Below are 23,309 nucleotides of genomic sequence, written 5' to 3'. Positions count from 1 at the left end.
TCACGATCCTCCTTGCGTCACATGCGACGCATCAATGTCCGGGGCTGTATTACGCGCACGATGACTGGCCAACTGGTCCCAAACGGGTTCCAGTGCCTCGCGCGCGGCAGCATAAGCGGGGTAAAGGGCGGCATAGGTTGCCTGAAGGCCGGGATCAGGGGCTTCCGCATCGCCCAATAAGGGCGAAACCCATTCGGCAACACAGCTTTCCATATCCGGATAGGCGCCAATCGCCACGGCCGCCATCATGGCACACCCCGCCGCCCCGGCTTCTTCACGCGACGATACCCTTACCGGCGCACCGACAGCGGCAGCCAAAATACCGCGCAATGCCTGCGAACGGGCAGCACCGCCCGTCAAACGCAATTCCTGTGGCAAGCTATCCATTGCGCCATAACAGTCACGTGCCGCCAGGCCCAGGCTTTCCACCACCGCCCGGATCATGTCGGAGAACCTGTGGCCCGCCGACAAGCCAATAAAACCGGCCCGTGCATTGGCATTCACCATCGGCCCGCGTTCCCCCGCCTCGGAAACATAGGGATGATAGAGCACGGCACCGGGTTCGGACCGCGCCAGCCAGCCATCAATGCGCGCGACCAGATCGGCGTAGTCGTGGGGGTGGCCGGTTTCGCTCATCAAATCGGCGGCAACGCGCAACGCCCAGTCAATATTCAGGGTGGCGGCCATGTTGGTTTGAACCTGCGTCACCATACGGTTTGCGGGCAGGCAAATCACATATCCCGATTTGCCATTCAAACGAACCGCATCATCACGCACGGCACGCATATGCACCCCCGTTGAGCCAATGGTGGAACAGGCCGCGCCTGTCGTGCCGGTATAGACACCCGCGCCCAGGGCGGTCATCACCATATCCACATAACCAAGGGTTACGGGCGTTCCCGCATGCAGGCCCGTTTGTGTGGCGGCAGATTCAGTCAGGGGATGTGTTATCTGCCTGCCGTCGATAATCTCGGGCAACAAATGGCGACGCGCGCCCAGTTCAAGCGCATCAATCACAACATCGGAATATTGACGGGTGCGAAAATCGCCAAAGGTAAAACTTGCTTCCGACGGGTCCGTGGCACGAACACCGGTCAGGTTAAGATACAGCCAGTCCTTGCAATGCAGGGCCACTTCGGCCTGATCAAGCAGTTCCGGGCAATGACGCTGCATATGTGCCATTTGCGCGCCTTGCTGGCAGGTATTAAGCGCAGTACCGGTTGCGTTAAAGCGTGCTGCATCCGCCGGGTTTTGGGCCAGTCTGCGGGTGGTTTCTGCCGCTCGGGCATCAAGCCATAACCAGGCATCACCTACCGGCCGATTTCCCTTTCCGACCAGCCACGTACCGTCGCCCTGTGCTGTCACGGCAACGGCGGCTGTGCGGTCGGCAAGGCCATCAATCCGTTTGCCAAGGTCGCGCAACGCGCTGGCACAATCGGCCCATGTCCGATCCATGTTCTGGGTGGCAGCACCATTTGGGCCACTGTCATACTGATTGGCAATGGCGGCGGCACCAAGCTGTCGCCCCGTCAGGCTGAACGCCACCGCCTTGATGACGGATGTGCCCGCGTCGATACCAATGATGATGTCACGCTCAGCCATGCCGCACCTTTTCGTCGTGCGAATGGTCAATCATGCAAAACGCATGCGCCATGTGACCTCCTCCCTATGTTTTTGCCCCACAGCCTAGCTGGCCGATGCGGTTCTTGCCGGGCCATTGCGCCCAGGTTGATTTCAGCATAGCCACACAAAGTCACATGTCGAGTGTAATTTTTTTCTTTAACAGAAATTTTTTTCAGTTATGGTGATGAACACGGACCGGATACACCGCCTGCCAGATGGTTCAAAAAGCTGGCGCAAAATAACGGGGGTTTCGGTGCGTGACAGGCGAAACGGGCGCAAGCACGTCTCGCATTGTGAAACGGGAGGATTATGGCCTGCACCAAGACAGGCCGGGCTGGTTCTCGTCCGCGACGCGCATTTTATTTGCACCCTTCAGGTGACACCAAAGTGGCGCATAGACCGGAACAGGAATCAGACAAAGCCGTACCCAGCGGCTTTGCACCAGCATCTCCCGCAAGGAAACAACAGGCCCCGTCGGGGTCGACGGGAGGAGCAAGAGGCCATGAGTGCCAACGATATATCCATTACCCCGATGAAACCGCGCCTTGGCAGGCGGGGCATGATCATCGGAGCAGCAGCATTTTGCGTTGTCGCTGCAATCGCCCTTGATACCACTGTCGTAACCATCGGGTCCGAACAGGACACCCGTGTGGCTGGCTTTTCGCCTGATGCCTATGGTGCCAAGGAATTCCCCCGAATTCGCAAGGATATTGAAGCCCGCGCCGTCGATGCGCCAACCCTTGCCTCCGCGCTGACCACGGATAAAAAAGCCGCAGCAAAAAAATACGGCACCGGTGGCGCCATGCCGGTACTACCCGTCAAGCTGACCGGAACGGTTGGCGAAGGCAAAAGCGGCATTTACGACGTGACCGTAAAGGACGTTGAAAATGTGCGTATCCGGGTACAAACCGGCCCCGCCATTAACGGCACCGACCTGCGCGACGCGCCGGGCGACATCGCCTTTGGTGAATTTAAAAACCAGATCGAATATCAGGATGCGGGTGCCGGCATTAACCGCGCCATGAAAGCCGAGGTTCTTGAAGGGTTTGATAATTCAGACCTGACCGGCAAAACAATTTCCGTCACCGGTGTTTTCAAACTGATCAACCCGAAAATGTGGCTGATCACACCGGTTGAGGTGCAGGTCCAATGACCGTGCAACAAAGCATGCCCCCCGAAAAAAAGACGGATAAAGAAGTCGTTATGTCCGCCCGGCATATTGCCAAGCATTACGGGCCGATCAAGGCGCTTAAAGGGGTGAATTTTGACATTCATCGCGGTCAGGTTACGACCCTTTTTGGCGAAAATGGTGCCGGTAAATCCACATTAATGAAAGTCCTGTCGGGTATTATTGCCCCGACATCGGGTCAGATTCTTCTGGACGGCAAACCTGTCAATTTTCATGGCGCCAATGATGCGCTGGCACATGGCATTTCAATCATTCACCAGGAATTGGCCCTCGCCCCGAACATCAATGTCCGCGACAATATTTTCATGGGTCGCGAAATTCGAACCGCCGGTGGCGTCAATTTCGCCGAGGAAGAACGCATTACCCGTGCGCTGATGAAGGAACTTGAAGAAGATCTTGATCCCCTGACCCCGGTTGAAGAGCTGCGCCTGGGCCAACAGCAGATTGTTGAAATCGCCCGCGCCCTTCAGGCCAAAAGCCGCATCCTGATCATGGATGAACCGACATCAGCCCTTTCTGCATCTGAAGTCGAAGTGCTGTTCAAGGTAATTAACGATCTGACAGCAAAAGGTGTCAGCATCGTTTATATCTCGCATCATCTTGAAGAAGCCCTTGAAATAACTGACCACGCTGTTGTTTTGCGCGATGGCACAATGACAGCCTGGGCGCCACGCGCAGAGATTGATCTGGAATGGATCGTCCGCAACATGGTCGGCGAAAATTTTGATCTGGGCAGCCCGCCAGACAGCAAAATGGGCGACGCGGCCCTGACCATTGAAAATCTGTGCGTGCCCGATGCCTCGGGTCATGGGCTGGTCGTTGATCATTTAAACCTGAATGTCCGGTCGGGCGAAATTGTTTGTATTTACGGATTGATGGGCGCCGGGCGCACCGAAATGATGGAATGTGCGGCTGGCAGGCTTTCGGCGCAAAGCGGTACCATCAAATTGCAAGGCCGGGAAATTTCGCCTCTGTCTATCGCCCAACGTATTGATGCCGGGCTGGTTCTGGTCCCGGAAGACCGGCAACGTGATGGTCTTGTTCCGACAATGACGGTGGGACAAAACCTGTCGCTGGCCTCAATCGCGGCCTTTACCCGTGGGCTGTTTACCAGCCGAAAGGACGAGCGCGAGGTGATTGAGAATTCCATTCGCGAGGTGACCGTCAAAACCGATGGCGGCGGGGCCATGATCGGCACGCTTTCGGGCGGCAACCAGCAAAAGGTTGTGATCGGCAAAATGCTTGCCACCCGACCCGAGGTCATCCTGCTCGACGAACCATCGCGCGGCATTGATATCGGCGCCAAGGCCGAGGTTTTCAAATTACTGGCAAAAACGGCCGAAACACGCGGGTTGGCGGTGGTTTACACAACCTCCGAAGTCAGCGAATGCCTCAGCATTGCGCATCGCATCATCGTTATGAACAAGGGCCGCATCGCGGCCGAGTTCGACCATACCGTAACCAAAGAACAGATCATGGCCGCCTCTGGCGAAGCCGTACATCATTAAGAGAGGCCAAGATGGCGGACATTACCAATTCCAAGCCCGCAACAGGTGGCATGAACTTCAACTTAGGTAAAATTCTTCTTGAAGGGCGCGCGTTTTTTGCCCTTGTCGTAATCATTGTCGCATTCTCATTCCTGTCGCCTGTTTACTTCAGCGCGAACAATTTCCTTATCATGTCATCACATGTCGCGATCTTTGGCCTTCTTGCGATCGGCATGCTGCTTGTCATTCTTAACGGCGGCATTGACCTTTCGGTTGGCTCAACCCTGGGTCTTTCGGGTGTCTTCGCCGGCTTTCTTATGCAGGGCGTCGAACTGCCATCTGCCGGTGTCATCCTGTATCCGCCGGTTTGGGCTGTTGTGGTGCTGACCATTTTACTGGGCGCCTTCGTTGGTGCCATAAACGGTGTGCTGATCGCCTTTTTCCGTGTGCCAGCCTTTGTTGCAACACTGGGTATGCTTTATGTCGCCCGGGGCGTTGCCCTGCTGATGACCAACGGCCTGACCTATAACAACCTTGGCGGTGCCGAAGCATTAGGCAATACCGGTTTTGACTGGCTGGGCTTTAACCGCATCGCCGGTATACCGATTGGCGTTATCGTCCTTGCCCTGGTTGCGCTCGCCGTTGGCCTTGTTCTGATACGCACGGCCTTTGGCCGCTGGCTTTACGCGTCGGGCGGCAACGAACGTGCCGCCGAATTATCCGGCGTCCCAACACGCGGTGTTAAAATCTCGGTTTATGTGCTGTCAGGTGTTTGTGCCGCCATTGCCGGGCTGGTTCTTTCTTCGCAATTGACATCGGCGGGCCCGACAGCCGGGACCACCTATGAACTTACAGCCATTGCTGCCGTTGTTATTGGCGGTGCCGCCCTTACAGGCGGTCGCGGCAACGTGCGCGGCACTATGCTGGGCGCTTTTGTCATCGGGTTTCTTAGCGACGGCCTCGTCATCATCGGCGTATCCGCCTATTGGCAAACGGTTTTTACCGGTGCGGTGATCGTCCTTGCCGTGCTGCTTAACAGCCTGCAATACGGCCGCGCCGGCCGATAAAACACATCGAAATTCGCGCTCGCGGGACAGGGTGGTCCCGCGCCCGAATAACCGCCGGTCTTAACCGGCAAATATCAAAACCCACGGGAGGACACCCATAATGAATCTATTTAAACGCACAATCCTTGCATCCGTTTTAGCCTTGCCATTCATGGCACAGGCCGCAATGGCCGATGGCCTGATTTCGATCATCGTCAATGATCCGTCCAACCCCTATTGGCTGGCAGAAGGCAATGTTGCCAAGGCCACTGCCGAAAAACTGGGCTATAGCGCAAATGTTGGCGCACACAAGGGCGACACCAACACCGAAAGTAACCTGGTCGATACCGCAATTACCAACCAGGCAAAAGCCATCATCCTGGACCCGGCCAATGCCGATGGTTCCGTTGGTGCGGTGAAAAAAGCGGTTAATGCCGGCATCCCCGTTTTCATCATCAATGCCGAAATCAACCAGACTGGCCTTGCCAAGGCGCAACTTGTTTCCAACAACGCACAGGGTGCTGCCCTTGGCGCCATGGCGTGGGTTGATGCGATGGGCGACAAGGGTTCCTATGTCGAACTATTTGGCGCACCGTCGGACAATAATGCCCAGACCCGTTCCAACGGTTTTGAAACGGTGTTAAGCCAGTATCCCGACCTTGAGAAAAAAGCACAGGAAGTTGCCAACTGGGACCGGACCCAAGGTTATAACAAAATGCAATCCATGCTGCAGGCTAACCCGGACATTAACGGTGTCATTTCCGGTAATGACGAAATGGCCCTGGGCGCCATCGCCGCCCTGAAAGAAGCAGGCAAACTTGAGGGTAAAGTCATTGGCGGTTTTGACGGCTCGCCCGATGCCGTCGCGGCAGTAAAGGCCGGTGAGCTTACCTACACCGTGCTTCAGCCTGTCGCGATTTTTGCCAAAGACGCGGTAGAGCAGGCCGATTACTTTATCAAGAATGATAAGCTGAAAGTGGCCGAAGAAAAGCAGCTCTTCGATTGCATTCTGATCGATTCCAGCATCCTCGACGTTTATTCCTTTGCTGGCCCGTTTCAACTCGACCGGTAATCAGCCCTCCCGATCCGTTCCTGTCTAAACGACAAACCCCGGTCCAGTTGTGGCCGGGGTTTTGTTTTATCCAATAGCATGAAGACAACCCAATTGCTCAAGCCATATCAGCAAGGGAAAATCTGCACGCGCCAGCAAAACAAAAAACCCCTACGCCAGGGCGCAGGGGATAATTTTGTGAACAAAATGCAAGGCACGGTAAAGGCCCGGCATCGCCATGTTTCGACAATATTAAGAAAAAGCCCCCATCACGCAGATGCCATCGCCTCTGGTGCCAATGGCGTGATGCGATCAGCTTGCCCGGCTGTCCCAAATGCCTCGAACCGGTTTTGACACAGATCCTGCATCAGGGCAGTTCCTTCTTTTAAATATTTGCGCGGGTCAAACTCGGTCGGATCATTGGCCAGAACACGGCGCACACCTGCCGTCATCGCCATGCGGTTATCCGTATCAATATTCACCTTCCGCACGCCGGAACGAATACCACGTTGAATTTCCTTAACCGGTACGCCCCAGGTTGGGCGCATATCACCCCCAAAATTATTAATCATCTGGCGTAAATCATCAGGGACAGAAGATGAACCATGCATCACCAAATGCGTGTTGGGCAAACGACGGTTAATTTCCTCGATAACCGACATGGCAAGAATTTCGCCATCCGGCTGGCGCGTGAATTTGTACGCCCCGTGACTGGTCCCCATCGCCACCGCCAGGGCATCAACCCCGGTCTCGCGCACAAACCGTTCGGCCTCTTGCGGGTCGGTTAAAAGCTGGTCCTCGGACAGTTTCCCGGTTGCGCCATGACCATCTTCCTGGTCGCCCATACCAGTTTCAAGCGACCCTAAAACGCCCAATTCACCCTCAACCGAAACACCACAAGCATGGGCCATTTCAACCACACGCGCGGTAATATCGCGGTTATAATCATAATCCGCCGGTGTTTTGCCATCCGCCAGCAGGGAACCATCCATCATCACCGATGTAAAACCATGCTGGATTGCCGTTGCACAGGTTGCAAGGTTATTGCCATGATCAAGATGCATACAAACCGGAATTTCGGGAAAAGTTTCTACCAACCCGTCAATCAGTCGCGCCAGCAACCGATCTCCGGCATAGGCCCGCGCCCCGCGTGACGCGGCAAGGATCACCGGCGCATTGGCCTTGCGCGCCGCATTCATAATCGCAAGACCCATTTCCATGTTCGATATGTTAAAAGCCGGCACGGCATAGCCATGTTCGGCAGCATGATCAAGCAACTGGCGAAGCGTGATACGGGCCATTCATCAGATCTCCCCGGATATGTATTTTGCGATAATGTCGACTTCATCAGAGGCACCAAACACAAGCGGCACATTCTGATGCGGTGTTTCGGGCACAAGGTCGAGAATACGATGCGTGCCATTGGTGGCCCGGCCCCCGGCCGCTTCGATCAGGCAAGCAATGGGCACGGCCTCATAGGCCAAACGCAGGCGACCTTCACGATAGTTTCCCCGCTGGTCCGCCGGGTATAAAAACGCCCCGCCCTGCAATAAAATTCGGTGCAATTCGCCAACGGCGGCCGCCAGCCAGCGCATATTAAAATCACGTCCACGCGGGCCATCCGCCCCGGCGCGCAAACCAGCGGCCCATTGCTTCAAACCCGGGCACCAATGCCGTTCATTTGAGGCATTATAGGCAATTGTCGATGCCGCCGGTTTGACACACACATCGCGTGCCGCCATTCGAAAATCCTGCCCGTCGTAGGTGGCGATATGCACACCCTGCCCGGTGGTAAAGCCAAAATCCAGCGAATGCCCAAAGGATGCATAGCCTGCGGCAACCGCTTCGCTGCCTTTACGGCAAAAATCGCCCGAACCGGCAGGGTAAATCACAAAAAGCATCCCCAACGGCGCGCCAATACCGATCGACCCCGAACCATCAATCGGGTCAATGGCAATGTCGTAACCCCCCTCGGGATCAAGCAGTTCAACAGCTTCGGCTTCTTCTGAAAGCATATGGCGCACACCGCGGCCCTGAAGCACCGCTACCATGTGATTATGCGCGCCGACATCAAGCGCCTTTTGCGCATCGCCGCTTTCATTCTTGCCACACAGCGCGGCTGGATCACCGGGCAATTTCCCGGCCGCCAGCCGTGCTGCAATTGCGGGTAATGCACTGGCGATGGCATCAATAACGCCACCCAGTTTCCCGGCAGGCAGGCAGCTGTGCAGGATCGCCGCCTCCAGGGCACGATCATTTGGCAATGTCAGCATGTCGGGATATCCGTTACGTAAAGCATGTTAAGGAAACATGCTTTCGTCAAAATGGCCGGGTTGTTCAAAGCCGCGGCGCGTAAACCTGCAATTCAGGCAGAGTGGTATTTTGCATCAACAGCGTCGATAGCATTAACGTTGCTGGCCGATTTGCCTTGCGGATCAAAAACAGCCGACAAAAACGCATCGGCAATATCCTTGGCAAGTTCTGTACCCACAACGCGGGCACCCATCGTAATGATATGCGCGTTGTTAGATGTTGCCGCCTTCCCGGCCGAGTAGGTATCGTGCGTTTGTGCCGCACGGATGCCAGGTACCTTGTTGGCCGCAAGGCACACGCCAATGCCGGTGCCGCAGCACAAAATTCCCCGGTCATAGGTACCCGCCTTAATTTCCGATGCCACCCGGTCCGACAGATTGGCATAAAAATCATCGGGGCCACTTTCGGTCCGCGATGCCTCTGTCACCTCATAAGCAGGGTTTTGGCTTAAATATTCTGCCAGAACCTTTGCCAGGCCTTCACCGGCACTGTCACCGGCCACTACGATTTTCATGTTGTTTCCTCCATTTTGGCTTGCGCATCCAGCGCTGCATCGCAGCGCCTTAAAATGTCGAGATAGCCCGCGACGTCCCAGGCTGACCGGCCGATAAACAGCCCGTCGATATGTGGGCAAGTCACCAGATCGGCGCAGTTTTCCGGGTTGACTGACCCGCCATACAGACAGGGAACCCGCCGCCCCAAAACGTCCTCGGCCACGGCAATAATTTCGGCCTGGCGGGCATCGGCATAATCCGACGTTGCCGGTATGCCGTTTTCACCAATGGCCCAGACCGGCTCATAGGCCAGCCAGATTTGCGCCTGCTTTTGCATGTCGCTTAGTTTGGCAAGAGCACCGCGCACCTGGCGCGCCAAAACCTCGGCCGCCCGGCCTTGTTCACGATCTTGCAATGTTTCGCCAATGCAAATCAGCGGGATCAAACCGTGCCGCACAGCAGATTCGGCTTTCAAACCAACGGTTTCATCGGTTTCGCCAAAATGTTCCCGGCGCTCGGAATGACCCAACTCGACAATATCAAGCCCGCAATCCACCAGCATCGGGGCGGAAATTTCACCGGTCCAGGCACCCTGATCGGCCCAGTGCATATTTTGCGCACCGACAAAAACAGGCACCTCGGCAAGGGCAGCCTTAACGTCCCGCGTGACCGTAAAGGGCGGAATGACAAAACTTTGAATGCGCGGCGACAGATCTGCCTTCGCGATCCCCTCAGCCCAGACAAGGGCCTCGGATAATGTCTTGTTCATTTTCCAACTGGTGCCGATCCAAACTTCGGGCATGACAAAAGCTCCTCTGTCTTCATTTCAAGAAATAACATCAAAAATGTAAAATTCAACATTAATTTTGTTATTTTGTTATTTTTAATTGTTAGATCACAGCCTCACTGTTAGCTTATACGCCACAGGAGGAACTCATGAACGCTCAATCCCAAATCGCGGCCAAAACCGCCATCGATCCCGAAAACTTCGCCCTGGCAAACTGCTTGCGCGCCCTTGCCATTGATGCCGTTAACGCGGCGAATTCCGGCCATCCCGGTGCCCCGATGGGCATGGCCGATGCCGCAACGGTTTTGTTTCGCAAACATCTGAAATTCGATGCCTCGGCACCTGACTGGGCAGATCGTGACCGTTTTGTCCTGTCAAACGGCCATGCATCCATGCTGCTTTATGGCTTGCTGCATCTGACCGGCTATGAAGACATGACGATTGATCAGATCCGCAATTTCCGTCAATGGGGTTCCATCACGGCGGGCCACCCGGAATGGGGCCACGCCAAAGGTATTGAAACCACCACCGGCCCGCTGGGGCAGGGTTTGGCAACGGCTGTTGGCATGGCCCTGGCCGAACGGGCGCTGGCTGGCGAATTCCCCGGCCTTGTTGATCATCGGACATGGGTCATGCTGGGTGATGGCTGCCTGCAAGAAGGCATAGGGCAGGAAGCAATCTCGCTCGCCGGGCATCTTGGCCTGGGCAAACTTAATCTGTTATATGATGACAACGACATCACCATTGATGGCCCAACCGCCATTTCCTTTTCCGAAGATGTCCCTGCCCGCTTTCGGGCGTGTGGCTGGCACGTCATCAGTTGTGACGGCCATGACGCAAATGCCCTTGATGCCGCAATGAGTGCGGCAAAAGCCGAAACCACCCGGCCGACACTGATCGCCATGAAAACCATTATCGGTTTTGGCTCCCCGAACCGTGCAGGAACAGCCAAGGCACACGGCGCCCCGCTGGGCGAGGAAGAAGGCGCGCTGGCAAAGGCCGCACTGGGCTGGAATGCCGCCCCCTTTGAAATACCGGCCGACCTTGCCGCATCCTGGAAAGAAATTGGCACACGCGGTACTGCGGAACGTAAAGCATGGGAAGCCAAACTTGCGGCCTCCAACCATGCCAATGCCTTTCGCGACCGCATTGCCGGTAAACTGCCCGACAATTATGAAAATAAAGTCAGCAAGGCCCGAAACGCCCTGTTTGAAACGCCGCAAAAGGTTGCCACGCGCAAGGCATCGCAAATTGCATTGGAACACCTTGCCAGTGCCGTTCCGGCCATGATTGGCGGCAGTGCCGATCTTACCGGCTCCAACCTCACACGGGTCTCCGCTGTCGACAGTCAGTTCACCGCCGAAATGCCGGGCCGTTATATTGGTTATGGCGTTCGCGAATTTGGCATGGCGGCGGCGATGAACGGGTTGGCGCTACATGGGGGCTTCAAACCCTATGGCGGCACTTTTCTGGTCTTCTCGGATTATGCGCGCAACGCCATCCGTCTTTCGGCCCTTATGGGGCTGGGTGTTACCTATGTTATGACCCACGATTCAATCGGCCTTGGCGAGGATGGGCCAACACACCAACCCGTCGAACATCTGGCATCCTTGCGGGCCATCCCCAATCTTAACGTTTTTCGCCCCGCCGATGCGGTGGAAACACTCGAAGCATGGGATATCGCGTTAACGTCATCCACCACACCGTCGCTCATGGCCCTGTCCCGGCAGGGAGTGCCCCAATTGCGCGACACCGGAGACGAGAATTTAACCCGGCGCGGTGCCTATATCATCCGGCAATTTGGCAACGCGCGTGACATAACGCTTCTCGCCACCGGCACCGAGGTTTCACTGGCAATCGATGCAGCACATCTGTTGCACGACGAAGGATACTCGGTCGCCGTCGTATCAATGCCGTGCTGGGAATTGTTCGACGCGCAGGACGATGCCTATCGTGATGCCACACTGGGCGACGCCCCGCGCATCGCAATAGAGGCCGCCACTGCATTTGGCTGGACACGCTATGTTGACCGCGAGGCTGATGTCATCGGCATGCCCGGCTTTGGTGCATCCGCCCCGGCTGAACGCCTGTATGAGGAATTTGGCATCACGACCAAGGCAATTGTCGCCTCGGCAAAAGCAAAAATTGCCAGTTAACAGCACAAGGGTCCGAAGCATATGCTTCGGACCCGAACCGTCCCGTAAAAAGTCAGGAACCCAGAGCTTTCAGAACCAAATTTCGGATTAAATGTAACCTTTAGCCGTTTTCAGATTAGCTAAAATCGAGTTGCACTTTCATGGAGCGGCTGCGATCAGAGGCCAAATCAAATGCTGCCCTGGCTTCTTGAAACGGCAACACGGCACTGATAAGCGGCGTCACGTCGATAATGCCCCGATCAATGAGTTCCACTGCCTGTTTAAACTCCGGGTCGAAACGAAAACTTCCGACCATTTTAATTTCTTTTGTCACAGCAAGACTTAAAGGCAGCTCCCCATTTCCTCCCAATCCAACGGTAACAATTGTGCCACCAGGTTTAACGGCTTCAAATGCATTGGCGAGTGCTTTGGGGCTGCCTGAACATTCAAAAACAACATCCTGGGTGCCTTTGTTTTCAGAAAGTTTCTGAAACGCGCTTGCATCGCGGGCGACATCGATGACAGCGTTCGCACCCGCCTGAACAGCAATATCAAGAGGAGGTTGCGATAAATCCGAGGCTGTAATCCAATGGGAACCGGAATGTTGCGCTGCCATGATTGTCAAACAGCCAATAGGGCCACATCCTGATACCAGAACTTTTTTTCCTGATAATGGCCCGGCCTGACGCACGGCATGCAGGCAAACCGCAAGCGGCTCGCTACAGGCGGCATGTTCCAGGCTAGTTTGCGCACTTAACCGAACCAGTTGCTCTGCCGGAAGATTAATTTTCTGGCGAAACAGCCCCTGCTGATGGGGGAAACGCATGGCGCTGCCAAAGAACCGCATATCCGTACATTGGTTACGCATATTAGCCCGGCAATATGCACACTGATTACACGGCATTGAAGGATTAACAGCAACTTTGTCATTTAAGGCAAAGTTATCAACGGCTTTTCCCACAGCAACAACTGTTCCGGCAACTTCGTGACCCAGCACCATCGGTTCACGTATTTTAACCGTCCCAAACCCGCCATGATGATAATAATGAAGATCCGACCCGCAAATGCCGCCCTTGTCTATTCTGACGGTAACGGCATGATCTTCGGGAACACCAGGGCTGTCCATGGAACCCAGCCGAAGATCGTGCGGAGAATGAATAACAACAGAATACAAGCTGATTCTCCTTACAAAACGGAGATCATGCCGCCATCGGCATAAATGATTTGGCCATTCACATAGTTCGAGGCATCAGAACAAAGATAAATCGCCGTTCCGATCAGTTCCTCGGGTTTTCCCCAACGGCGTGCGGGTGTCCGTCCCTTAACCCAGGCATCAAAGTCCGGGTTCGAGGTCAAAGCCGCATTCATATCGGTCAGCATATAGCCAGGACCAATGGCATTGGCCTGAAGGCCATGCTCTGCCCATTCTGCGGCCATGGCTTTGGTCAGCATTTTTATGCCACCTTTGGCAACGGTATAAGGGGCGACGGTTGCGCGGGCCAATTCGCTAGTCAGCGAACCAATATTGACGATTTTGCCATATCCGCGAGTAACCATACGCTTTGCGGCTTCGCGACCGATCATGAAGGCCGATGTCAGGTTTGTATCAATTACCCGCTGCCAATCGGCTGTTTCAAGATCCAGCATCGGTTTGCGGAACTGGATACCGGCATTATTGATCAGAATATCAATTTTGATACCTGCCGCGTCAAATCCTGCGAAGGCAGATTTAATTGCGGTTTCGTCGGTCACATCAAACAGGGATGTATCAACCGACATACCTTTTTCCGACATTTCCGCCCGCGCCTGCTCAAGACGTTCGGCGTTGGTCCCATTAAGGATCACAGATGCACCAGCCGCAGCCAGGCCTTCGGCAAAGGCCCGACCAAGCCCGCGCGAAGATCCGGTGATCAAGGCGGTTTTGCCGGTAAGGGAAAAGAGTTCCAAAGACATGGTTCCTCCGATTGTCGTGTTGTTTCAGATTTTGCTTTCGCGGACCGTTAAATCGCGACGCTCAAAGAAAGTTTTTTGCAATTCAACCCCAAGCCCCGGCCCCTCCATCGGATAAACAAAGCCATTTTCAATTCTGGGAACCGCGGTTACCAATTCGGTGTACCAGCCTTTGTAAAAGGCACGGACGCTTTCCTGGATCAGGGTGTTGGGCTGGCTGAAAGACATATGGATGGCAGCAGCAAAGCCAACCGGACCAATACAGTCATGCGGGGCAAACGGGCGATGCCAGGTTTCGGCCAATGCCGCAATTTTCTTGCCTTCGGTCAGGCCGCCCGTCCAGCACAAATCAACCATAACAACATGGGTCGCATCGCGGTCGAGCATTTCTTTGTAAGGCCAGCGTGACCCCAGCGTTTCACTGGCACATGTCCACACATCGGTAGAGGCTGCGAACTCGGCCAAAGCCTGGGGGGAGTTCATACGGATCGGATCTTCATACCAGGTCGGCTTGAACTGTTCGAGTTCGCGGGCAATTTTTTTGGCTGTGGGCAAGTTCCATTGAGAATGGAACTCGACCATAATTTCCATCTTGTCGCCGACGGCCTTGCGGATTTCTTCAAACGGGCGAATGGCGGTTTTCATTTGCTCGGTCGTAATATATTGACCGCGAGTTTCCGCCGCCATCGGGTCGAAAGGCCAGATTTTCATGGCCGTAATACCCGATTCCAGAAGGTTTTCCGCCAACTGTGCCGGACGGTGCATAAAACCCTCGAGGTCTTCGTACGGGCCTTCGGCATCCCCCAGGTTCCAGTTGGAAACCGGTTTGATGTTATTGGTCCGCACATAACGATAACCGGCACATGTGTTGTAAATCCGGATTTTATCCCAACACAAACCACCCAGCATTTGGTGAACAGGCTGGTTACAAACCTTGCCAAAAATATCCCAAAGGGCAATGTCGATGGCCGATGCTGCACGGTATTCGGCACCAGTGGATGACTGCGCCATTGGCAGATTAACCATTTCCTTGTGCAGGGCTTCGATATGAAGCGGGTTTTGCCCGATCAGGCGTCCTGCCAGCGTATCATGAATATGCGCTTCAACAGCACCGGCCCCGTAAAAGGTTTCGCCAAGGCCGGTAACACCCGCATCCGTTTCGACATGAACCCAAAGAACATTGGCAAATTCGGCGACGCGGTAGGTTTTAATTGCAGTGATCTTCATTGTTTTTACCCGAATGGAGACTAGTTGAGTATTTCTGGCAACCACAGTGCGATGGATGGAAATGCAAGCATCAGCGCCAAAAAGGCGATCTGAATGAGCATAAAGGGCCAGAGAGATGCGAAAATTGTTTGCAGCGTGATTTCAGGCGGCGCGACACTTTTGAGATAAAAAGCCGCAGGACCGAACGGAGGCGAGAGAAACGCAACCTGCATCGTTAACGAAAACAGGACGCCAAACCATACCGGGTCATAGCCAAGCTGTATGACGATCGGAACAAAGATGGGAATGGTCAAAAGCAGGATGCCAATCCAGTCCATAAACAGGCCCAGAACAATGAAAATCGACATCATCAGCATGATTGTGACAACCGGCGCAATATCCAGCCCGGTAATCATACCGGTGACAAAGCGTTGACCACCCGACAGGTTATAAACCGCAATCAGTGACGCGGCACCAAACGTCACCCAAAGAATGATTCCGCACGATTGCAAGGTTCGGGTCAATGCCTGCCACAGCATGGTGACATTAAGTTCTGAGCGCAGAAAGATAATCAGAAGCGATATGCCAACGGCGATACCGGCCGCTTCGGTGATCGATGTCACCCCGCCATAAATGCACCCGAACACAATGCCGATCAGAATGAACAACGGCAGAATGCCGCGCATAAAGTCCTTCCTGGTGAAGGGCTCGGTTTTTTCGGTTACTTTTGGCGTCAGGGCCGGATTAAGGGTACAGCGAATATAGATATAGGCGAAATAGGCAAAGGCCAGCACAAAGCCCGGCACAAACGATGCCAGGAAAAGCTTTTGAACGGAAACATCAGCCGTCAGCCCATAAATGATCAGCACAATCGACGGCGGCACCATGGTCCCAAGGGATCCACCGGCACAGATAATACCGATCGACAATTTTCGATCATATTGCAGGCGCATCATCTGCGGCAGGGCAATCAGCCCCAGTAAAACGATTTCACCGCCAATAATGCCACTGATTGCGGCCATGAAAACCGAAATAATCAAGGTAACGGTTGCAACGCCACCTTTAAGATGGCCGCAAATTTTAAACAGGGCATCATAAAGATCCTGCGCGAGGCGCGACCGCTCCAGCAGGGTTGCCATCAGGATGAAAAGCGGCACCGAAAGCAACGAATATTCGGTCGCCAGCCCATATACGGTTTTATGCGCAAGCGCGATAACGGCCGGCCCGAATTTCAGATAACTTACCAGAACAGCCAGGGAACCGGCGGCAAAGGCCAGCGGAACGCCAAGCGCCATCAGGGCAAATACACCCCCGACAAGCACAATGGAAATAAGCTCAATCGACACGGTTTTCCTCCGCGGATTCTTCTGCTGTTTCTGGCGGAATGCCCCGGAACCTTTTGACGCAATTGATGATGGCATAAACGCCCATCAATGCTGTTGTCACCACAATGGCGGGCTTTACAGTTGCTGGAATGGGCGGGTTCCATGCGGTTCCAAAGGGTTCCCAGTTCACCAGCGATTGCCACGAGCTTGGTGCGCCAAACCAGGCAATACCAAAGCAAAAAATCAGGCAGCACACCAGGGTTATCAGATCAAGAATGCGTTGCAGCCATGGCGGGCTAACATCGTAAAGAACAGTAATGCGAAGGTGTTGATCGCGTTGCATGGCATAAAGACCGGCTGCCAGAAACAGGATAGCCGAAAGCCACAAGGCAAGCTCGTTGGCCCAAATCGTAGGGGATTTAAAGATATAGCGGGCAATAACTTCGAAAAAAGTGACGCCAACAATGACCAAGAGAAGTAGAGAAAAAAGTGCAACGACGAATTGGAAACTGCGCACGCGTTTCGGGGTAACCTGCATCGCGGACCTCCATAAAGACCCCGGGGCAGAACGCCCCGAGGATGACAAGTCTGACCTGTGGATTAGTCGAGGATGCCGATTTTACGCATGTAAGCGATGTGGGAATCATAAGCAGCTTTTGCTTCGGGGCTACGTGTTGCCCATTCGGCCCAAACTTTTTGCGCAGCCTTGCGGAATGCCTGGCGATCTTCGCTGCTCCAGTCTTCCAGGGTCACGCCTTCTTTTGTCAGTTCTGCAGCGGCTTCCTTGTCGGCCTTTCTGGAATCTGAAATAACTTCAGGTACAATCGTTGCGACAGCCTTTTCCATTGCCGCCTGCTGGGATGCACTCAGCGCCTTCCATTTATCCAGATTAAGGGCAATATGTTCGATCGGCATCGAATGGAAGCCGGGATAGGTCGCGTATTTGGCAATGTCATAAAGGCCGAGCTTTTTGTTCACAGCAAGGGTCGATGCATCGGCCCCCGACACAGTGCCGGTGGACATGGCCGTAAAAACTTCGCCAAAGGGCATAACAACCGGGCCCGCACCAAGCTTGGTAAAAATCTCTGATTCCATCCCCGGAGGCGAGCGGAATTTCCAGCCCTTCAAATCAGCGATGCCAGAAAGCGGGGTGGTAGAGCTCAAAGCCTCGGGCGTTGCAATGAAAACGCCGACAAGATGCATGTTGAATTTTTCATACAGCTTGTTTGCAAGTTCTAACCCGCCTTCCTTATACCAGCCCAGAAGCTGTTCGGGTTTGCTGTAACCGCCCATGATATCGCCGTAAAACTGGAAGGCGGGGTTTTTGCCCGTCACATAACCTGCCCCTGTCGCATCCCCATCAATGATGCCCATGCTGGATGCTTCAAAGGCTTCACTGGCGTTAACAACGGATGAACTGGTGTGCATTTCGATTTGCACAGTGTTGTTCGAATATTCTTTGGTAAGCTCGGCAAATCGCAGCAGTGCTTTTCCTTGCAACGAAGAAGCATTATGGTGCGTCTGAAACTGCAATTGCATTGTTTCATCGGCAGCGGCCTGGCTTGCCGAAAAGGCCAATAAGCTTGTTGTTGCCAGTGCAGCGAGTGATTTTTTCCAATTTTTCATTTTTCTGGTTCCTCCCTTATGTGATGTTTTGTGATATTTCACAAAACATCACTAGCACACAGAGTTCGTGCTTTTCAACAGGTTTTGGTTTCACATATGTGATAATATCGCTATATGGTGTTGAACCAAAACAGATATATCAAGAAGTATATTGAAATATAGCGGGACACAATGACGTTGAAACGAGCGGGAAAAGCATCTGAAAACAGCCCTTTAGGCAATGAAAAAACCGGGACGGGTACGGGCAAGAACCTAAACGAAGTCGCGCATAACAAGCTCGAAGAATTAATCGTGACGTGCACCTTGAAACCGGGCAGCTATTTGCGCATCCAGGATCTACAGACATTAACAGGTATCAACCGCACCCCCGTTCATCAAGCTGTGACGCGCCTATCTTCCGATACACTTATGATTATCCAGCCTCGGCAGGGCATCCAAATCGCACCGATAGATCTGACCCGGTCACATCTGTTGTTGCAACTCCGTCGCGACATGGAACGATTTGTTGTCGCACTGGCAAGTGAACGGGCCAGCAGTTCATCACGACGTCAGATGCGGCATCTCATCGGGCTTTTATCCACACATCGCAATGAAATGACGATTGTTGAATTCAACGAATTTGACCGCCGCATTGATCAAATGATGCTGGCGGCCTGCGGCGAGCCTTTTCTGGAATATACGCTGCGCCCCCTGCACACAATTTTCCGGCGCCTCGGCTGGATTTATCACACCCAGACCAATCATGGTGCAAACCTTGATATGACAATTGATAGTCACCTGGATGTATTGAATGCCGTTGTGGCAGGAAAAAAAGACGCCGCCCTGATTGCATCCGATAAACTGATCGAATTCGTCGATGCCATGTTCCCGATTCTTGAAACCGAGGTTGCGCCAAGCGTGTTTGATGTGACACAGGATTTTGACCCGTTCTAACTCGGTCAGAAGATACATGTCGGTCATCATGCTGTTATTTTTTATTTGATATTTTCTGAAATATCAGAAAATATCAATAAACAGTAACGATAAAAAAGTATGGAGGCGACGTGAAAATCATATTTCATGGCAACAATGCTGCGACTTTTCACCCGGGCTTTGCCAAAAGGCTGGAGCACGAACACGAACTTGTGTTGTTGCCCGATAATCTTGAAACCGATGCAGATCAAAAGGAATATTCTGCCGCTGATGTGATCATTGGGATCAAGTATAACAACACGCACGCCACACCCAAAAACCTGAAACTTTACCAGGTTCCAGGCGCCGGTTACGACGGCATAGCAATTTCGGAATTGCCCGTAGAGGCTGCCCTTTGCAATTGTTTTGGCCACGAAATCGCAATTGCCGAATATGCAATGTCAGCCTTGCTATCGCGCCATGTTCCGCTTGCGGATGCCGACAGGCGTTTACGCCAGGGCGACTGGAAATATTGGGCCGGTGGACCATCGGGGGTCAGAACCGAACTTGGCAATACTGCCATCGGTATTCTCGGATATGGTCACATCGGCAACATGATTGCCCAGCGGGCAAAAGCATTTGGCATGACAGTGCATGTTGCCAACCGTTCCCATGTCAAGGATCACACCCAAATTGATGCGTTTTATGCGCTTGACGAATTTAAGGACATGTTACCGCTGGTGGATGCGGTTGTTAACACATTGCCACTTACCCCAACGACAACAGGATTTGTTGATAACGACGTTTTTGCACGGATGAAGAAAAACGCCGTGTTCATGAATGTCGGGCGTGGTGCTGTGGTTGACCAAGAAGCACTGTATCATGCACTGAAAAACGGGCTAATCGAACATGCGTTTATTGATACATGGTACCAATACCCTAACGCAGATAACCCTACGCCATTTCCCTCAAGCCTGCCCTTCCATGAACTGGCTAACATTACAATGACGCCACACATGTCAGGTTGGACTCACGGCACAATTGAACGCCGTCGAAATACAATGGCCGAGAATATCAACCGGATCACCCGTGGTGAAAAACCACTCAATCTTATCCCTCGCTAAGCTCTCCGGTCTGATCTCGGCTTCCATCAACCTGATCACGACAACTTTAACAATCAGGCTTTGCCCGGGTAAAAGCTGCTTAACTCGAATGCGCGGGCCCGGAATGTAAAATCCGGGTCCGCATCATCTGCCAGCTTTGCACGGGATAGCCAAAAGTTAATAGAACAACGTAACCGCAATACCGAAGGTCATTGCATAACGCCCAAAATTGCTCGCAAAATGGTCCTGGATGATCTTTTCAACTCTCAGCAGCCACCATGTGACTGTGGGGTGGAGTTTGGCCGATTACAGGGGTTTTCAGGCCGATAAGACAGGAAATCGTCGCCAGCAAATCTGTCTGCGAAACAAGACCAACAATTTTCCCATTCTTTTCCGTAATGACAACCCCGTGCGTCGTACCACCGGCAAAGCGTGGGACAATATCAAACGCAGGACTATCGGGTGCGGCGATAACGGCTGGCACCATATGATCCTCGACCGGACCGACGGCAGATATAATATTACGTAATCCCACAACCCCAACCAACCGGTCATTATAATCGGTTACCGGCAAGGTGCGTATATTATGATGAAGCAGTAACGATCTTGCTGTTTCACACGACATGCGTTGTCCAACCGAGATTACATCACGTGACATAATATCCTGACATTTGGGGTCACCACCATTTCGCGCCAACGTCTGAAGGACGACATCACCAATCAACCCTTCAAGGTCATCGGGGTCAATATCGAAGGATTCATCGCGACGTTCCAGAACGACCGCAATGTCCTGACGATTAACACCGCCGCGCAATTGCGATGGCAAATCAAGGGTATGATGTACATTTTCAACCTGTGGCGCAGGACGATGCGGATAGGAATGGTTCATGATTTTATGAAAAATCAAACCAACCCCAACAAGCAGGCAGGAATTAATCCCGACCGGTAACAGTGGAAACAACACCCCCCAGCCGGCAACAACCTTCCCGCCCAGAACCGCCGTCAAGGCCGCCGCCCCACCCGGCGGATGCAAACAGCGGGTTAAGGACATCACAACAATTGCCAACGACACCCCCGCCCCGATTGCCAGTACCGGAACATCAATAAAATGTGCAACCGCGATGCCCACCATCGCCGACAAGGTATTGCCGCCAATAATCGGCCAGGGTTGCGCCAAGGGACTGGAAGGCACGGCAAACAACAACACCGCCGAGGCCCCAATTGGGGCCACAATCAGGGGAACCCACGGACTATCGCCCAGAAATGCACCGCATACCAGCCCGGTCAATGAAATACCGGCAATCGCACCAAGGGCAGAAAACAGCCGGTTGCGCAAGGTTGCACCAACCAGAATGGGCGCAAAAACCGCAAAGCGCCGTTTAACCGCCCGACCAACACGTGACGAAGTTCTTCCTTGCATATCAAAAGCAGCCATACCAGCCAGCGCACTCGCTGCGCCCATCAACACGCGAAGGCATGTTGCAAAATCCGCCAGACGGCAGCTTGCAGATTTTCGACGGAATTTCATTGGGCAGATGTCACTTTAGATACTTTGTAAACTGGCGAAATTTATATATCGTAATGCGATATATAAATGCAAGGCATCATCGCGCGGCGTCGTCACCACACAGGATGCACCCTAAAAATGACATCGAAAAAAAGCCCTGAAGATATAACCTTGGCCGATTATCGGACATTGGCGGAATTTCGCTATGTCTTGCGCTGCTTTCTGGACTTCAGCCAGAAGGCTGCCAAGAACATCGGTCTTACCCCGCGCCAGCATCAGGCTTTGCTGGCAATAAAAGGATTTCCAGAGGACCGCAAGGTCACAATCGGTGATCTTGCCAAACGTTTGCTGATCCGCCATCACAGTGCGGTTGAACTGGTCAACCGGCTTGTCGAGGCCGGACTGGTGCAACGCGAACCCAGCCCCGATGACAACCGGCAGGTAATCCTTGAACTTACCGAGCGCGCAAATCAGGACTTGGCAGAGCTCTCGGCTGCCCACCTTGAGGAACTTACGCGCATTCGCCCCTTGTTAGGAGATTTTCTGTAATCAAACAGAAATGACCGTACGGCTTTTTGCGATCAGGCGTTTATGAAATTATGCTTATACTAGTTTTCTATCAGTGAAACTCATTGAAAACTTGTTAGGCGCGACTGTGCCGCGCGGCCTAAGAGCGATTGGCAAGGGTTTCAGAAAAGCCCGCCCGTCGATTGACGGTTGCACGGACCGATTTCGATCAGTGCAGATTGGTATTAGGCCCTGACGGGCAAAACACATCGCTGTCCCGCCACATCGGCCAATGCTCCGGGGTCCAACGCAGGACCACCGGAACAAACTTTAAATATCAACTGGCTTCAGCGTTCAAAACGCGGGAACAAAACCCTGTTTTCAATATAGATATGCGCAACCAGATCCTCGATCAGTTTTGCAACACCATCATAAAGAGCGCGCCAGGAATTACACGCACCACCTGGAAGCGAAAGATGTGACGTTACGGCCTCAAGCCTATGAATATATTCGCCATGATTTTCGTGCTCGAACCGCATCTGGGCAATTGGCCCCATCACCATTGCATCCGCGTTTAGCATGACCGGAAACAAAACCGTTTCTTCCTTGATCATGTGATCGTTCAAGTCGATCAACAATTCTTCAAGAATGGCAGAAAGGCCTATCGGGCAGTTTTCGTCATTGGCATGTACACGCTCAACTTTGCGTGCCAGCAAAACCAGTTCTTGCAACTCGGCACGATGGGTATCGTGGTAGCGGTTCAAAATAAACGTGATCAATGTTGGTGTATCCGCAGCAACAGGCAACGCATCATCAACATTTTCAAGTGCTACAAGCTCGTCAACGATCACTTGTGCATCCAGCCCGCGCTTTTCGATGGCCTGGATCAGTTCCCGTTCTCCGGCACAGCAAAAATTAATCCTGTGCCGACGAAATACGCGCGTAGCACCAGGGATAGATGCTGCCAGTTCACCGACACGTCGGTTTAAAAAATCTGAAGCTACAGATACAGTTTGAGCATCGACGCACATTGCGGATCTCCATCGGGAAAAGGGTATATCTGGCCAAG

The 23,309-nt window shown here is 53.3% G+C and carries 21 protein-coding genes; 8 read left to right on the top strand and 13 right to left on the bottom strand.

Annotated elements, in window-relative coordinates; translation table 11 throughout:
• A complete protein-coding gene (locus J4E05_RS17270; RefSeq protein WP_349598051.1) occupies positions 1 to 1,602 on the bottom strand; it encodes an FGGY-family carbohydrate kinase in 1,602 nt (533 codons plus the stop codon).
• Between the two features lie 523 nt (positions 1,603 to 2,125).
• Between J4E05_RS17270 and J4E05_RS17265 the strand changes: the two genes are divergently transcribed.
• The 4 genes from J4E05_RS17265 (at position 2,126) to J4E05_RS17250 (ending at position 6,417) form a co-directional block, all read left to right on the top strand.
• Positions 2,126 to 2,776 (top strand): DUF2291 family protein, encoded by a 651-nt coding sequence (locus J4E05_RS17265; RefSeq protein WP_349598049.1) that lies wholly within the window; start codon positions 2,126 to 2,128, stop codon positions 2,774 to 2,776.
• Positions 2,773 to 4,320 carry a sugar ABC transporter ATP-binding protein gene (locus tag J4E05_RS17260; protein ID WP_349598048.1) on the top strand — a complete coding sequence of 516 codons (1,548 nt, stop codon included), beginning with the start codon at positions 2,773 to 2,775 and terminating at the stop codon, positions 4,318 to 4,320. Before J4E05_RS17265 ends, J4E05_RS17260 begins: the two co-directional genes overlap by 4 nt.
• 11 nt (positions 4,321 to 4,331) lie before the next feature.
• A complete protein-coding gene (locus J4E05_RS17255) occupies positions 4,332 to 5,366 on the top strand; it encodes an ABC transporter permease (protein WP_349598045.1) in 1,035 nt (344 codons plus the stop codon).
• Positions 5,367 to 5,466: 100 nt separating this feature from the next.
• On the top strand, positions 5,467 to 6,417 hold the full coding sequence (locus J4E05_RS17250) for a D-ribose ABC transporter substrate-binding protein (protein ID WP_349598042.1): 951 nt from the start codon (positions 5,467 to 5,469) through the stop codon (positions 6,415 to 6,417).
• Between the two features lie 248 nt (positions 6,418 to 6,665).
• Here the strand turns inward: J4E05_RS17250 and fba are convergent, their stop codons facing one another.
• From fba to J4E05_RS17230, 4 genes are all read right to left on the bottom strand, one after another.
• Complete coding sequence (fba, locus tag J4E05_RS17245) at positions 6,666 to 7,697, bottom strand: class II fructose-bisphosphate aldolase (protein WP_349598039.1); 1,032 nt, start codon at positions 7,695 to 7,697, stop codon at positions 6,666 to 6,668.
• Between the two features lie 3 nt (positions 7,698 to 7,700).
• Positions 7,701 to 8,669, bottom strand: a complete 969-nt coding sequence (locus tag J4E05_RS17240; protein ID WP_349598036.1) for a class 1 fructose-bisphosphatase — start codon at positions 8,667 to 8,669, stop codon at positions 7,701 to 7,703.
• Positions 8,670 to 8,761: 92 nt separating this feature from the next.
• On the bottom strand, positions 8,762 to 9,223 hold the full coding sequence (gene derI / locus J4E05_RS17235; protein ID WP_085593059.1) for a D-erythrulose-4-phosphate isomerase: 462 nt from the start codon (positions 9,221 to 9,223) through the stop codon (positions 8,762 to 8,764).
• The gene (locus J4E05_RS17230; RefSeq protein WP_349598033.1) at positions 9,220 to 10,005 is read right to left on the bottom strand and encodes a triose-phosphate isomerase; all 786 of its coding nucleotides are present in this window, start codon (positions 10,003 to 10,005) and stop codon (positions 9,220 to 9,222) included. The genes derI and J4E05_RS17230 overlap by 4 nt, the downstream gene beginning before the upstream one ends.
• 134 nt (positions 10,006 to 10,139) lie before the next feature.
• Between J4E05_RS17230 and tkt the strand changes: the two genes are divergently transcribed.
• A complete protein-coding gene (tkt, locus tag J4E05_RS17225) occupies positions 10,140 to 12,146 on the top strand; it encodes a transketolase (RefSeq protein ID WP_349598030.1) in 2,007 nt (668 codons plus the stop codon).
• A gap of 115 nt (positions 12,147 to 12,261) precedes the next feature.
• Here the strand turns inward: tkt and J4E05_RS17220 are convergent, their stop codons facing one another.
• The 6 genes from J4E05_RS17220 to J4E05_RS17195 form a co-directional block, all read right to left on the bottom strand.
• Positions 12,262 to 13,299 (bottom strand): L-idonate 5-dehydrogenase, encoded by a 1,038-nt coding sequence (locus tag J4E05_RS17220; RefSeq protein WP_349598027.1) that lies wholly within the window; start codon positions 13,297 to 13,299, stop codon positions 12,262 to 12,264.
• Between the two features lie 11 nt (positions 13,300 to 13,310).
• On the bottom strand, positions 13,311 to 14,078 hold the full coding sequence (locus J4E05_RS17215) for an SDR family oxidoreductase (protein ID WP_349598024.1): 768 nt from the start codon (positions 14,076 to 14,078) through the stop codon (positions 13,311 to 13,313).
• Positions 14,079 to 14,102: 24 nt separating this feature from the next.
• On the bottom strand, positions 14,103 to 15,302 hold the full coding sequence (locus J4E05_RS17210; RefSeq protein WP_349598021.1) for a mandelate racemase/muconate lactonizing enzyme family protein: 1,200 nt from the start codon (positions 15,300 to 15,302) through the stop codon (positions 14,103 to 14,105).
• Positions 15,303 to 15,322: 20 nt separating this feature from the next.
• Positions 15,323 to 16,627 (bottom strand): TRAP transporter large permease, encoded by a 1,305-nt coding sequence (locus J4E05_RS17205; protein WP_349598018.1) that lies wholly within the window; start codon positions 16,625 to 16,627, stop codon positions 15,323 to 15,325.
• Complete coding sequence (locus J4E05_RS17200) at positions 16,617 to 17,144, bottom strand: TRAP transporter small permease subunit (RefSeq protein WP_349598015.1); 528 nt, start codon at positions 17,142 to 17,144, stop codon at positions 16,617 to 16,619. Before J4E05_RS17200 ends, J4E05_RS17205 begins: the two co-directional genes overlap by 11 nt.
• A gap of 62 nt (positions 17,145 to 17,206) precedes the next feature.
• Positions 17,207 to 18,232, bottom strand: a complete 1,026-nt coding sequence (locus tag J4E05_RS17195; RefSeq protein WP_349598013.1) for a TRAP transporter substrate-binding protein — start codon at positions 18,230 to 18,232, stop codon at positions 17,207 to 17,209.
• A 171-nt stretch (positions 18,233 to 18,403) separates the two neighbouring features.
• On the opposite strand from J4E05_RS17195, the gene J4E05_RS17190 reads away from it, so the two are divergent.
• Together J4E05_RS17190 and J4E05_RS17185 are read left to right on the top strand one after the other, a co-directional pair.
• Positions 18,404 to 19,165 (top strand): GntR family transcriptional regulator, encoded by a 762-nt coding sequence (locus tag J4E05_RS17190; protein ID WP_349598010.1) that lies wholly within the window; start codon positions 18,404 to 18,406, stop codon positions 19,163 to 19,165.
• 110 nt (positions 19,166 to 19,275) lie between these two features.
• A complete protein-coding gene (locus J4E05_RS17185) occupies positions 19,276 to 20,247 on the top strand; it encodes a 2-hydroxyacid dehydrogenase (protein WP_349598007.1) in 972 nt (323 codons plus the stop codon).
• A gap of 238 nt (positions 20,248 to 20,485) precedes the next feature.
• Here the strand turns inward: J4E05_RS17185 and J4E05_RS17180 are convergent, their stop codons facing one another.
• A complete protein-coding gene (locus J4E05_RS17180; protein WP_349598005.1) occupies positions 20,486 to 21,754 on the bottom strand; it encodes an HPP family protein in 1,269 nt (422 codons plus the stop codon).
• 117 nt (positions 21,755 to 21,871) lie between these two features.
• On the opposite strand from J4E05_RS17180, the gene J4E05_RS17175 reads away from it, so the two are divergent.
• Entirely contained in the window at positions 21,872 to 22,282 is a 411-nt protein-coding gene (locus J4E05_RS17175; protein ID WP_349598002.1) for a MarR family winged helix-turn-helix transcriptional regulator, read from the top strand.
• A gap of 305 nt (positions 22,283 to 22,587) precedes the next feature.
• Here the strand turns inward: J4E05_RS17175 and ric are convergent, their stop codons facing one another.
• Positions 22,588 to 23,271: an iron-sulfur cluster repair di-iron protein gene (gene ric / locus J4E05_RS17170; protein WP_349597999.1), complete on the bottom strand. Its 684-nt coding sequence runs from the start codon at positions 23,269 to 23,271 to the stop codon at positions 22,588 to 22,590.
• Positions 23,272 to 23,309 lie beyond the last annotated feature (38 nt).

This window comes from Thalassospira sp. NFXS8 (genome assembly GCF_040148805.1).
GTDB lineage: Bacteria > Pseudomonadota > Alphaproteobacteria > Rhodospirillales > Thalassospiraceae > Thalassospira.
This window is presented reverse-complemented; position numbering and strand designations above follow the sequence as displayed.